The 14,382-nt window shown below is 36.0% G+C and carries 6 protein-coding genes and 1 CRISPR repeat array (1 of these 7 only partly in view); all 6 genes read left to right on the top strand.

All coding sequences use genetic code 11. From position 1 onward, the window contains the following. Positions 1 to 642: a CRISPR direct-repeat array (repeat unit 46 nt; unit sequence GCTGTGATTTCCATAGGAAGATACTAATTTGAAAGCAATTCACAAC) (it extends 2,058 nt beyond the left edge of the window). Between the two features lie 852 nt (positions 643 to 1,494). Beyond that, positions 1,495 to 2,274, top strand: coding sequence for a CRISPR-associated endoribonuclease Cas6 (locus MM214_RS00420; protein ID WP_241290769.1), 780 nt, complete (start codon positions 1,495 to 1,497; stop codon positions 2,272 to 2,274). Between the two features lie 191 nt (positions 2,275 to 2,465). Continuing rightward, positions 2,466 to 8,288 (top strand): DUF3320 domain-containing protein, encoded by a 5,823-nt coding sequence (locus tag MM214_RS00425; protein WP_241290771.1) that lies wholly within the window; start codon positions 2,466 to 2,468, stop codon positions 8,286 to 8,288. A gap of 111 nt (positions 8,289 to 8,399) precedes the next feature. Continuing rightward, positions 8,400 to 8,963 (top strand): RNA polymerase sigma factor, encoded by a 564-nt coding sequence (locus MM214_RS00430; protein WP_241290773.1) that lies wholly within the window; start codon positions 8,400 to 8,402, stop codon positions 8,961 to 8,963. An 87-nt stretch (positions 8,964 to 9,050) separates the two neighbouring features. Next, positions 9,051 to 10,061, top strand: a complete 1,011-nt coding sequence (locus MM214_RS00435; protein WP_241290776.1) for a FecR family protein — start codon at positions 9,051 to 9,053, stop codon at positions 10,059 to 10,061. Between the two features lie 80 nt (positions 10,062 to 10,141). Beyond that, positions 10,142 to 13,240, top strand: a complete 3,099-nt coding sequence (locus MM214_RS00440; RefSeq protein ID WP_241290778.1) for a TonB-dependent receptor — start codon at positions 10,142 to 10,144, stop codon at positions 13,238 to 13,240. Positions 13,241 to 13,278: 38 nt separating this feature from the next. Further along, complete coding sequence (locus MM214_RS00445) at positions 13,279 to 14,355, top strand: phytase (RefSeq protein ID WP_241290780.1); 1,077 nt, start codon at positions 13,279 to 13,281, stop codon at positions 14,353 to 14,355. The last annotated feature ends 27 nt before the right edge of the window (positions 14,356 to 14,382 follow it).

Below are 14,382 nucleotides of genomic sequence, written 5' to 3' on the forward strand. Positions count from 1 at the left end.
CATAGGAAGATACTAATTTGAAAGCAATTCACAACTTCATAGACTGGAATATGGAGTAGTGGAGGGCTGTGATTTCCATAGGAAGATACTAATTTGAAAGCAATTCACAACCTATCCGCAATACCCTTGAAGCATCTTACAGCTGTGATTTCCATAGGAAGATACTAATTTGAAAGCAATTCACAACTAGCGAACTTATTCCATTTTGTTTAACTATGCTGTGATTTCCATAGGAAGATACTAATTTGAAAGCAATTCACAACCAAGGCATCAACCAATAAACCTACCCTTAAGCTGTGATTTCCATAGGAAGATACTAATTTGAAAGCAATTCACAACATTTTCAGCGTGTCATCTATAGAAGGCCAGCTGTGATTTCCATAGGAAGATACTAATTTGAAAGCAATTCACAACAGTTCGTTGAATTATAAGTCTGCGCTGTCAGCTGTGATTTCCATAGGAAGATACTAATTTGAAAGCAATTCACAACAAGAGAATTGAGGGCAAAGATGTGATCGTCGCTGTGATTTCCATAGGAAGATACTAATTTGAAAGCAATTCACAACCGTATATGCTTTTATAATGAATCAAAAAATGCTGTGATTTCCATAGGAAGATACTAATTTGAAAGCAATTCACAACACTGGACTTCCGTCTACTAAGGCTGCGACTGCTGTGATTTCCATAGGAAGATACTAATTTATTCACTAGTTTGATTTGTTTTCAGCGGAGTTCATATACCTCCCGTTGGTCGGTGCGAAAGCACGATATCTCATTGTTATTAAATTAGATGTCTTGCTTCTTGTATCTTTTGTCTTATTCGATTTCCATAGGAAGATACTAATTTATTCACTTGTTTGATTTGTTTTCAGTGGAGTTCATATACCTCCCGTTGGTCGGTGCGAAAGCACGATATCTAATTGTTATTAAATTGGGATTGTCTTGATTCTTGTATCTTGTATCTTGTATCTTCAATCTTTTGTCTTATTCGATTTCCATAGGAAGATACTAATTTATTCACTAGTTTGATTTGTTTTCAGCGGAGTTCATATACCTCCCGTTGGTCGGTGCGAAAGCGCGATATCTAATTGTTATTAAATTGGGATTGTCTTGATTCTTGTATCTTGTATCTTGTATCTTCAATCTTTTGTCTTATTCGATTTCCTTAGGAAGATACTAATTTATTCACTAGTTTGATTTGTTTTCAGCGGAGTTCATATTCCTCCCGTTGGTCGGTGCGAAAGCACGATATCTCATTGTTATTAAATTGGAATTTGTCTTGATTCTTGCATCTTGTATCTTGTATCTTTTGTCTTATTCGATTTCCATAGGAAGATACTAATTTATTTACCACTCGTCTCTTTTCATCCCTCTCAGCAGATCTCAGTGCTTTCAATTTCTTCTATTTTTGAATGTTATCACTAAAAAATACCCTAATCGGGGTATTTTTTTGCATTTACCTAACTGGTAACTTGCATACTCAATCGGAATTGTATGCAGTTACTCATTAACCTTAAGAGAATAAGTAGCCATAATCGACTAGCTGTCAATTATCAATACCAGCTATCCAATTGTTTGGACTGTATTTTTGAACAAGCCGCTGTAGAATTGATTTCAAATCATTCTGAACATCAAAAAGTAAATCAAAAAAAATTTCCATTTACATTTTCCGAACTTACTTTTGATCAGCTTTATGCGTGCAAAGATCAATTTTTTATGCATCATCAAGGGGAGAGCGCTACGCTTGAGGTAAGGATATGGGACGGGATCAGTATCAGAGATTATTTGATTGATTTGTTTCAAGACCAAAGAATTAGCTTTTCTTTTGGCAATGAGGTGGTAGAATATCATGTCACAAGTGTCAATACTATAAGACCCCCTAAATTCAAAGCAGAAATGAATTATAGTGCTATTACCCCCTTGTTTCTTACAAAACAAGTGGAGAACATAGGAATGGATATTATTTCTCCAGGTGATGCTGCTTACTCAGAAGTTTTTAAAACTAATTTGCTGAAAAGGTTTACCATTCAGTTTCCTGAACTTAAAGGATTAAAGGATTTGAAAAATTGCTGTCCAGAGATGGATTTTGTGCCAACATCTCAGGCAATAGAGCAAGAGCGTGTATTCAATATGTATGACTTAGATTTAATTCATCTCACTGGTTTTAAATTTGATTTCAAACTCAAAGCTTCGCCCATATTGCAAGAGTTTGGGTATTACGCTGGATTTGGTGCTCAAAGCTCATTAGGTTTTGGTTGCGTAAAAGCAGTATAATAATTGCCATTTCTCAAAATATTAATTTTGGGAAATGGAATGACAAGTTTTGCAAACATGTCAAATGTCATTGCTACAATCAGCAGCCCTTTCCTTGTGTAAAACTTCAGTATGAGAATTAAATATTGGTATATTTTCAAATATTCCTATAATTTTATCTTACCAATTGACTTTTGATTTTTCATAAAACTATGATCTTACCAAATACTTTAAAAATTCAAGCAGAGGCATTGCCTTTTTTTAACATTTCTACCTACCAAAACGGAAGAAGTTTTATAAGGAGCCTTTATATCCAAAATAGTGGCGATTCACCTACTGAAGCAGTTACAATCAAGATCTACACAGACTCTGCGGGACTAGAGCCATTTGAATATAGTTTACCTTACCTTCCTGCTCAAAGCAACATTTTGATACCGACAGATAAGATTAAGATTAACAAAAATCATCTACATCAATTATCTGAAAGTGAGCAAGTCACTGTTTTTGTAGAGGTCTATGATCAAAAAGGTTTAAATAGTCAAGAAAAATTGGAGGTTGATTTTCAGCCTTTAGAACATTTCGGGGGATTTGAAGTATTGCCGGAATTGATAGCCTCTTATATCACTCCAAATCATCCTTACGTCTATCATATCAAAAGAAAAGCCATTGAGGTATTGGAGAAAAAAGGGCTTCCAACGGCCTTTGAAGGATACCAAAAATCAGATCCTGAAAGGGTACTACAAGTCCTTTCTGCCATTTATACTGCCATTCAAGAGGAAAATATCATTTACAGTTCGCTTGCGCCAGGATACGAGCAAAGAGGTCAACGCCTTAGGCTACTTCATACGATTCAAAAAGAGCAATTTGCAAACTGCATCGATATAAGTCTCCTATTTGGAGCCTGTCTTGAAGCGGTAGACCTGAACCCCATTTTAATCATTCTTGAAGGCCATGCGTATGTAGGCTGCTGGCTTCATGATGACAAATTTCCAGAGATTATTAATGACGATAAAGCAGCCATCACAAAAAGACTTTCTAAAGGTATTCGAGAAATCGTCGCATTGGAAGCTACCAGCGTCTGCAAAGGTAATGATGTAAAATTCAGTGATGCACTGGCATTGGGAGAGTCCCAACTGATTCAAAATGAGAAATTCTTGCTTTCGGTAGATATAAAGCGTGCAAGGACGGCATTTATCCGTCCACTTCCACTTTTGCATGAAGGCGATACAATGATCTTGGATACCAGTGTAGCTTCCAGCCCAATAGCAGGTGAAATGGAGGATAGATTCGAAATCGGAACGATATATCAGGACGAATTACTTTCTAAGCCTCACTCTAGAACAAAGCAAAAAGTATGGGAAAGAAACCTACTAGACTTATCCCTAAGAAATAGCTTGCTGAATTTGAGGATGACGAGAAATATGCTTCAGATTGTAGATATTGATATCAGTCACTTTGAAGATACGCTATCAGAAGGAAAGTCATTTTATATCATGCCAAGCATGCAGGCTGATGTTCAGAAGAAATATAATCTTTTTTCGGCTCCACTTCATCAATCTTCTTCACTATTTCAGCTAGCTAGCGAAGAGCTCAAATCCAACCGCTTGCTTACTTATTATCACCAGCAAGATTTGGATAATATATTGACTTATATTCATAAAAATGCAAAACAAGCCATAGAAGAAAATGGGTCAAGTACCCTTTATTTGGCCGTAGGATTATTGAAGTGGTTTGATAAGAAGACTCCAGAGCAAACCCGATATGCTCCTATACTTTTGGTACCAGTAGAGATAGGTCGTAGATCTGTAAACAGCAAATTTACTCTCAAAAGCAGAGAAGAAGAGACCATGATCAACATCACTTTGGTGGAGTTTCTCAGACAAGAGTATGAGCTAAATCTAAGCGCTTTGGAACAGCTTCCCTATGATGACAAAGGTGTAGATGTAGCCAAGGTAATGGGTATTCTTCGAAGAGCTGTGATGCAAATGAAAGGATGGGATGTAGAAGAGCAACTTGTACTGGGGAATTTTTCCTTCAACAAACTAATCCTTTGGAAAGATATTGTTGACTATACAGAGGATCTGATGAAGAGTTCGATGGTGAAAAGTCTAATCGAAGGAAGACTCACCTTCGAAGAAAATGATTCGATAAATATAGAAGATTCACTTGATAGAATAGCATCCGCAGAACTAGCGCTACCTATACCTACGGATGCTTCTCAGATGGAAGCAGTATGGGCAGCTGATCAGGGCAATAGTTTTATCTTGCATGGACCTCCAGGTACAGGTAAGTCACAGACTATTACCAACATTATTGCAAATGCCCTTTTCAAAGGAAAGAGGGTATTGTTTGTAGCTGCCAAAAAAGCTGCTTTGGATGTAGTGCACAAAAGGTTGGAAAGTATAGGCCTGGGGACATTTTCACTAGAGCTTCATTCTAATAAATCCAAGAAATCTGACGTGCTGGAGCAGTTGAGTCAGTCAATCGACGCCATCAGGCAGACAAGCAATGTAGATTTTGAGGTGGAAGCTCAAAGACTTGATGCAGCAAAAGAATCTATAAGACATTACGTGGAGTTGCTACACAAAACGCAAGTCACTGGATGGAGCTTATATGACAGCATGGTGGTCCTGGAGGATTATGAGCATTATCAATTTGGTCGAAAACTCCTTCCTCAAGCCATTTTGGACAAGCTGAATCCAAATTTGTGGAGAGAATGGTTGGATTGGTTACCTCAGTTTCAGACCCTTATTGGTATTGTCAAGCACCCTTCTGAAAATCCTTTGGAGTCTTTGAGAATCAAGCAATACGCTCAGAGTCTTCATGAGGAATTAATTCAAAAAGTTGAAGAATTGATTCCTACACTTGAAAAATTAGAGCAAAACATAAATAATGCAAAAGTATCCTTAAACTTATCCGTCGATATCAATAACAAAGCTGATCTAGATAGATTTACCGAAGTTTTGTCTCAAATCCTCCTTCTGGAAGATATTCCAGTGCCATTGTTCAAGTTCTTAGCGAAAAGAGATAATCAAGAAATTTTTGAAGAATGGATTAAGCTTTTGGAGACCTTTATAGAAAAGCGAAATCATGTCCTTAAGGATTTTGAGAGCACGATTTTTGAATTAAATGTGAATATTAAGGAGCTAGAATGGAAGCAAGCAAATCAGAAATGGTTTTTGAGCAAATGGATACAAAAAAGTAAGATAAAAAAGGAACTAGCACTACACGCTACCAAAGGCATAAATGGAGAGCAACAGATCGATGAGCTATTCCGAGATTTTAGGTTTTTAAAAGAAACCTCTGCGCTACTTAGTCAAAATAACTTCAAAAATGTGACTGATGCTTTGGGCAGGTTGTATAAAGAAAACAATACTGATATAAGTGAAATTAAAAGAAAAATAGCCCCATATCAGCGACTATTTTCTTTTCTGAATCATTGGGGTGGTACATTTACTCATCAATGGATAAATCAATTGCCGCTACAAAGTGAAGATTCTACAGGGGATATTTTTGTCGCAAAGGAAAAGGTGATTAAAAGTTATCTCAAAGATGCGAAGATATTCAACAGTACATTGGATAGGTTTGAAAACCTATCAGGAAGTCATATAGATTCAGAAAGTGATTGGATTGATCATACGAGGGAATTTTTGAACCAACTCCAATATGAACTTCCAAATCTAAAATCATGGATGAGTTTTAAGAATTTGCTTGAAAAAGGAAATGAACTTCATCTTCAATGGTTGATTGATGGTTATTACAATAAGGCATTTCAACAATCAGATACCGATGCATATTTTCAATACACAGTTCATCGATCTGTTGCTGAGCAGATCATAGCCAAGCACGAAGAGTTGAGCTTGTTCAATGCGGAACTATTTGATCAAAAAGTAGCCCATTACAAGAGGGTAGCGGGGCAGTTTAGGGAATTGACTATTCAAGAATTAAGGTTCAAACTTACCTCAGCCCTTCCCAATACAAATTTCGAAGCTATGCATAGTTCAGAGATCGGTATTTTACAACGTGCCATAAGAAGTAGAGGTCGAGGTATTAGTATCAGAAGACTTTTTGATCAGATCCCTACACTTTTACCTCGTGTGGCTCCATGCATGTTGATGAGTCCAATATCCGTGGCTCAATACTTTGATGTGGATCAAAAACACTTTGATTTGGTCATATTTGATGAGGCTTCTCAGTTACCTACCTGTGAAGCAGTGAGTGCCTTATCACGTGCTAAGCAGGCAATTGTCGTAGGAGATCCGAAGCAAATGCCTCCGACTTCATTTTTCAATACCATAAAGTTGGATGAGGACAACATGGATGTGGAAGATCTTGAAAGTATTTTGGATGATTGCTTATCTCTTTCTGTGCCTAGTAAGTACTTGCTGAGACATTATAGAAGTAAGCATGAGAGCTTGATTGCTTTTAGTAATGCTAATTTTTATGAAAACAAGCTATTGACTTTCCCTTCGGCAGATGATTTAAGTAGAAAAGTAACCTATCAACATGTGCAAGGACATTATGACAAAGGGAAATCCAGAACCAATTCAGCCGAAGCCAATGCCATTGTGAAATATATATCCGAGCATTATAAAAATGAGAAAACAAGATCAAAGAGTTTGGGGGTAGTTACGTTTAGTCAAACGCAACAAACTCTTGTTGAAGATAAATTACAAGACTTGTATATAAAAGATCATGAACTGGAAGCCTTGGTGAATGAAAACTCAGAACCCTTGTTTGTCAAAAATCTAGAGAATGTCCAAGGGGATGAAAGAGATATTATCTTATTTTCTATAGGATATGCACCAGATGAATCTGGAAAAATGAGTATGAACTTCGGCCCACTCAATAGAAATGGGGGATGGAGAAGACTTAATGTGGCCGTAACACGAGCTAGGAACGAAATGATCGTCTTTGCCACGTTAAAAGCAGAGCAGATTGATCTGAACCGTACAGCTTCGGAAGGAGTGGCAGGCTTGAAAGCCTTCCTGAACTTTGCTGAGAAAGGACAACTGACCATTGCGGCAGATCAATTGGAGTCAATAAAAGGTAAAAATCAGCTTTCAAAAGCTGTTAGTAAAAAACTATTATCAAGAGGATTGGCTGTAAAATGTGATATAGGAAGCTCAAACTTCAAAGTAGACTTAGGCATAGTTCACCCTGATCGACCTGATGAATTTATACTTGGAGTTATTTTAGATGGTCATTATTACTTCAATGCAAAAACCTCGAATGACAGAGAGCTTGTTATGCCATCAGTGCTTCAAGCTTTGGGTTGGAACATCCATAGGGTTTGGGCGATGGATTGGTATGAAAACTCCAACAAAATAGTGGATCAAATCCTCATGAAGGTAGAATCATTGCGATCAAATACGCCTAAGGAGGATTTGACTGGAGTTCAAGAGGCTAAGGTTCCTAAAGAAGAAGCTGAGAAAGCTGGACTGAGTCAAGCCAATGTAAAACCTGTTTTTTCAGAAAAAATTGATAGAAAGCGACCATATCTTTCGTATCAAGCAAAACCAATTTCTTGGGCAAATAGCGAGTCAATATATGAACCATCCAATCGCATCATAGTGAAAAGTCAAATGAGCGAAATAGTAGAAGTGGAGAGTCCCATAAGTAGAGCATATTTATTTAGGAAAATCTTAAATCTTTGGAATATTAACAGAATAGGAGGTAGGCTACTGCCATTTTTGGAAGAAATCATTGAAGAGTTAGGATTTGAAAAGCGAGAACATCATCAGACATTCTATTGGAAAGCAGGGAGTAATTTTGAAATGGATCATTTTAGAGATTATCATGAAGAAAAGCGATCTTTAGAGGATGTGGCACCCGAGGAGATTCTTGTGGCAATGGTAGAAGCAATAGCGCAAAACTTAAGTCTCGACCAAGATGAATTGATTAGGTATTCGGCTAAAACATTTGGCTTCAGTAAGGTAGGAAATCAGATTGATACCATTCTTCGTCAGGTGATAGATTTAGGCTTGGAGCGTCAATTGATTAAAAAAGAAGGGAATAGATTAAAGTTATGCTAACCCGAAGGAATGGGCTGTATACTTGAAATTTTAAATTTCTTATAAAAGAATATAATAAAAAGATAATACCGCTCTAATCGTAAAGTAATATTCTTGAAATAATATTGGAGCATGAAAGATTACAGTAACTTTTCCGATAAAGAATTGATTTTTTTAATCAAAAATAAAGATGATTGTGCTCTAGAGCATTTGATGGATAGATATACATCATTGCTCATGAAAATTGCGATTTATTATTTGAAACATGAAGAAGATGCAGAGGAAATTGTGGCAGATTTTTTTATTAAAATCTGGGAAAAAAATGCTGCGTTGACAATTGAAAGTACATTTAAACCCTATGCTTGCATCAGTGTCAAAAATTCTTGTATCAACCTTTTAAAAGCAAAATCACTTCAGCATAACTTGAGGAATTTCAATGATGCATCAAATTTTGAAGTTGTATCAGAGGCACAATCTGACGACTTGATTATATTTGAAGAGCTTAGAAATGACCTTATGGAATTCATTAACCACCTTCCAGAAAAGCGGAAGGTGATTTTAAAGCTTGCCAAATTTGAGAATTTAAGTTTGGATGAAATAGGTGAAATGTTAGACTTAAGCCCAAAAACTGTGGCTAACCAAATTGCATTAGCACTTAAAGACATCAAACAGTTCCTTATTTTATCTAAAGATTAAAAATCTACTCTTTTCATAACCATTTGTTAATCTATTTTTTCGGGAGGATCATTGATTTCGTTGTCTTAGAAACAAAGGCAACACAAAATGGAAGAAAGATATCACCAACTTATTCTGAAAAAATTAATTAAGGGATTATCAACGCAAGAACAAATTGAGTTGGATAAGTTGGCAAGTGATCTTGACCATGAGCTTGAGCTTCAGAATCATTTTTCAGATGCATGGAATTCCATTAAGGAATCAGAAAATGAAAATCTAAAAAAAGCAAGATTGAAAAAAAGAGTCTTAGATCACATACAAAGTAATAAACAAATAATTCCTCTCCCAGAAAAAACCAACGCTATAAAAGCTAAAAAATTGATTTATGTTCCAATTATTAAAATTGCAGCCTCCTTACTTTTATTTATCGTAGTTTCAATTTTCATTTATAATATACCAGAGATCCAAATATCTGATGAAAGCTATATTATAAAATCCGCAAAAAGAGGAGGAAAAACTACTGTAACCCTATCAGACGGCACAAAAGTATACCTATATCCAGATGCCGAAATCAAGTATTTAGAATTTTTTGATGAAAATGAGAGGAAAATACACTTGAAAGGACGAGCATTTTTTGATGTTGCTAAGGATGTAAACAAGCCATTTATTGTAGAAGCAGATGAATTATATGTGAAAGTAATAGGGACTTCATTTTTGGTAGAACAAGATGATCATATCAGTAAAGTCTCTGTAAAAACTGGAATAGTAAATGTCAAACATGAAGATCATGAAATTGAATTGATTCAAGATCAAGCAGTATTGATAGATTCATCCAACGGGATACCGCATTTGGAAAGAGGTAAACAAGAAGATTTCAGCTGGATAGATGGAGAGTTGATATTCAATGATGAACCACTTTCTGAAGTTATACAAAAAATAAATAAATGGTATGGAGTGGAAATTATTTTGATGAATCACAGAGCAAAAAAATGTCTATTCACAGGATCATTCAAAAATGCAAACTTACAAGTCATTCTTTTAAACATCTCAGAATCAATGAATATGAAAATAACTAAATCTGAAAATAAACAATATCAACTTATCGGTATAGGATGCTAAAAAAAGGAGACAACGGCCATTGTCTCCTCCATAAGTAAATGTCGATAGAAATGATCCACCAACGTTCAACAAACAAATTTATGAAAAAAAACAAACTAATCTGGAAAATGACTAGAAATGGACTTTTAGGTTTATTAGTCTTTTGCTCTGTGGTATTTTTATCCATTGCTAAGGAAAGCCCTGCACAAAATGTGTACAAAATTCCTATGCACATAGCTACGCCAAATAAAACCAATTTGGAAAAATTGATTGGTAAAATTGAAGATAAAACAGCCCTCAGAATTTCATATAGTAAATCAAAAATTGATTTAAAAAAGGAAATTTTACTTCCTGATGATATTGAAAGTGTCGGAGGTCTTTTGGAGGTGGCCTCAGCTCAAACAGGCTACGGTTTCAAACAGATCAATAACAATATCATTATTCTAAACCCACCCTCAAAAATGAACAATGAAATATTGACGGGTGAAATAAATGGGAGAATTTTCGATGTATCTAATGGTGAACCCCTAGTAGGAGTGACCATAAGGGTAGAAACTGAAACAGGTGTAATAGGTACAGTAACTGATATCAATGGAAGTTATAGATTACAAAACATTCCAAATGGCGAACAAGTCATAGTGATATCATATATGGGCTATGAGACATCATCACTTAATGTTAATATAGATCCAGAGAGAAGCCAAAATTTGTCAGTTAGACTAAAGCCATCATTGGGTGAAATGAATGAAGTTACCATTATTGGATTTAGAAAAGGTCAGTCACGTGCTCTAAACTTACAGAAGGAAGCTTTTAATTTGAAGAACATAGTTTCATATGAACAAATTGAAAGATTTCCAGATCTCAATGTGACTGAAGCTTTGAAAAGGGTTCCTGGTGTGGTAACAGAACCGCAAAGAGGAGAAGCTCAAAGTGTTTTGATACGGGGGTTAAGCTCATCATTTCATACAGTTACGTTGAATGGTCAGCGCGTAGCTTCTACTGGAGAATCTGATAGAGAGACAAACACAGCTATCATTCCTATTGGAATGATCTCTTCCATGGAAGTTGTAAAGTCAGTCACAGCAGACATGGATGCAGATGCGACATCAGGATCTATTAATTTGTTGACTACAAGACCTGTAGGCGATAGTATATTGGTAAAAGCTACTTTGGCTTCTGGATATAATAATATGTCAGGACAACCACAATACTTAGGAGCTGCAACTATAAGTAAGAGAATTGGCAAATTTGATTATGTATTGAGTGCAACATATCAGCTGGATAATCGAGCCACTGAGGATATCAGGCATGATTGGGGTGTGCAGGATTTTGGAAATGGACCCGAAGATGTATTGGCAGGTTTGAGACCTTCATTTTATGAAACTAGAAGACAAAGAATAGGTATAGGTGGGCAAGCTGATTATAATTTTTCAGACAGGTCTTCTGTTTATCTGAGAGCCGTTTACAATAATTATGATGAATATGAAATCAGAAATGACGCAAGATATGGATTGGATGCAGGTACTTTTACTGCACCAGGTCAAGTAAGTAGAGGAAGATATGAAAAAGTGATAAGAGAATACAACCGTATCACCAACCTCATAAGTATAAATGCGGGAGGACAGCAAGATATCGGTTCAGCCACTTTAGATTATAATGTTGGGTATTCACATGGGACTTTCAGTGTACCATTGAGAGAATATTATGCCTTTAGGCACAGTGGAAGGCCAAATTTCAATTATGATATCAGTAGCAGGAAATTTGCCACAGTAGAAGTTAGTAATGATATCGATATCTCAAATATGGATCAGATGGCCTTCAGATATTATGAGAGAAGAAGAGATGAAGTCAATGACACCGACAAGTTTGCAAATTTCAATTTAAAAATACCATATAGCCTAGGAAGTGGAAGAGGTTATTTCAAAACTGGTGCAAAAATATGGCAAAAGGTGAAAGAACGTGAGATGCTAGAGCAGCGCTGGACTTTATTTGACGGCACTTTGAACATGAGTCAATTTTTTCAACCCAATGAGAGACAATTGATAGACGGAAGATATCCCATTAATGGTCAAATTGATTGGGTAGCAGGTAAGCAATTTTTTGAATCAAATATCAGCAGATTCACTGAAGATACGGATAGAACACGCGAACTTTCTGATCCAAATAATTACCGTGCTCAAGAAACCATCATCGGTAAATACATCATGACTGATTTCACAATCAATAAACTGAGTACAAATTTTGGTTTGAGAGGTGAGCATGTAACCAATAATTATCAAGGAAACGAAGTTTTGTTCGATGGTGCTGGAAACTATTCAGAGACACAAAGAACCGAATCAGGAAATATCTCATATTTCAAGCTCTTTCCTATGATGAACTTAAGATATGCTGTGAATAATAATACAAATATAAGGTTCGCATATACCAACACGATAGCTAGACCAATGTTCTCTGATTTGGTACCATTTAGAATTATCAATCAGGACAACCAGATCATAAGTACAGGGAATCCAGACCTAATGCCATCGACAGCTCACAACTTTGACTTGATGTATGAATCTTACTTCAAATCACTTGGTATTGTTTCTGCCGGAATCTATTATAAAAGTTTAGATAACTTCATATACAATGAAACCACTTTTATCCAAGATGGGGGGCAATTTAATGGATACCAACTAGTCACACCATTGAATGGAGAAAGTGCTTTTGTATATGGACTTGAGTTGGCAATACAAAGAAAGTTTGATTTCCTTCCAGGATTTTTTAGTGATTTTGGGATATATGCTAATTATACTTATTCTCAGTCCGAAGCAAGAATTATTGTACCAGTATCCAGAAGGATTGCTTTGCCTCTCCAAACTCCACATGTTTACAACATTGCCCTTCAATATGATAAAAATGGATTTTCGGCACAGATCTCATATAACTGGAGAGCTACCTGGTTAGATTCTGTTGGGGGAAGTGTGAGCGCACCATCAATTCAAGAAAGAGGAGAAATTTTTCTGGATAGGTTCTTTGAAGGATTTGGTCAATTAGACTTTACAGCTTCCCAGAGAGTAAGCAGAAATTTTACAGCTTTTATGAACCTAAATAACCTTACCAATTCCTCACACAGACATTATTTTGGTACTACTATTTATCCTTACAGGGATTCTTATCATTCATTTTGGGGTCATTTAGGTTTGAGATTTAACTTATAATCAAATATTAATCAATCAATTTTTAATGCAAAAAAAGTATGAAATTTAACTTTCTATTTCCACTCTTTATTTGCTCTGCGTTTGGTTGTCAGCAGGCAAATACCTCTGATCATCATCAAGAAATTGATGCAGAAGTGATACAACCTGTCTTGGTTTCTGATAGTACAGATATGGATACTGACGATCCTGCTATCTGGATCAATCAATATGATCCTGGCCGTAGCCTCATTTTAGGAACGGATAAGGATAAAAACGGTGGTTTATACGTATTCGATCTAGAAGGAAAAATAATAGATAGTCTTACCATTAAAAATTTGAAAAGACCTAATAATGTAGATGTTGGGTATCAGTTTCAATTGAACGAGCAAATAGTAGATTTTGCTGTTGTAACGGAAAGAATGACACGCGCATTGAGGTTTTATTCCTTACCTGATATGAAATCTATAGATGGGGGAGACGGAATAGAAGTATTTCAAGGGGAAGATGAAAGTGCCGAACATAGGGACTTGATGGGAATAGCGACCTACAAGTCGCCAAGCTCGCAGAAACAATATGTGATAGTAGGAAGAAAATCTGGTCCGACAGATGGTACGTACCTTTGGCAGTATGAAATGAAAGCTGATGAAGGCAAGATTTCTTTAGATTTGGTAAGGAAATTTGGTAACTACAGCGGTAAAAAAGAAATAGAAGCTATAGCTGTAGACCAATCTTTGGGATATGTATATTACTCTGATGAGATGCATGGAATACGGAAATACTATGCTGATCCAGAAAAAGGAAATGATGAACTAGCTGTATTTGGTAGAGATTACTTCACTAGAGATCATGAAGGTATCTCTATCTATCAAAAAAGTGATACGACTGGCTATATTTTAGTTTCTGATCAACAAGCTAATAAATTTCATGTATTTCCTAGAGAGGGAAAAAAAGATTCACCGCATGATCATCATTTGATAAAAGCGATTAGCTTAGCTACTGAATCGTCAGATGGTTCAGAAGTAACTCATGTTGCATTGAGCCCTAAGTTTCCAAAAGGCTTATTTGTTGCCATGTCTGAGGGTAGAGTATTTCACTACTATTCTTGGGAAGATTTGGAAAAAATGATTCACAAGTAACAAAAATTGTTTCCTCTAAAATGACAC

The sequence above is a fragment of the Belliella kenyensis genome (assembly GCF_022549675.1).
GTDB lineage: Bacteria > Bacteroidota > Bacteroidia > Cytophagales > Cyclobacteriaceae > Belliella > Belliella kenyensis.

Bases quoted from the DNA above. Each gene is read 5' to 3' on its own strand.
- MM214_RS00420 (WP_241290769.1), top strand. From the start codon at position 1,495: ATGCAGTTACTCATTAACCTTAAGAGAATAAGTAGCCATAATCGACTA.
- MM214_RS00425 (WP_241290771.1), top strand. From the start codon at position 2,466: ATGATCTTACCAAATACTTTAAAAATTCAAGCAGAGGCATTGCCTTTT.
- MM214_RS00430 (WP_241290773.1), top strand. From the start codon at position 8,400: ATGAAAGATTACAGTAACTTTTCCGATAAAGAATTGATTTTTTTAATC.
- MM214_RS00435 (WP_241290776.1), top strand. From the start codon at position 9,051: ATGGAAGAAAGATATCACCAACTTATTCTGAAAAAATTAATTAAGGGA.
- MM214_RS00440 (WP_241290778.1), top strand. From the start codon at position 10,142: ATGAAAAAAAACAAACTAATCTGGAAAATGACTAGAAATGGACTTTTA.
- MM214_RS00445 (WP_241290780.1), top strand. From the start codon at position 13,279: ATGAAATTTAACTTTCTATTTCCACTCTTTATTTGCTCTGCGTTTGGT.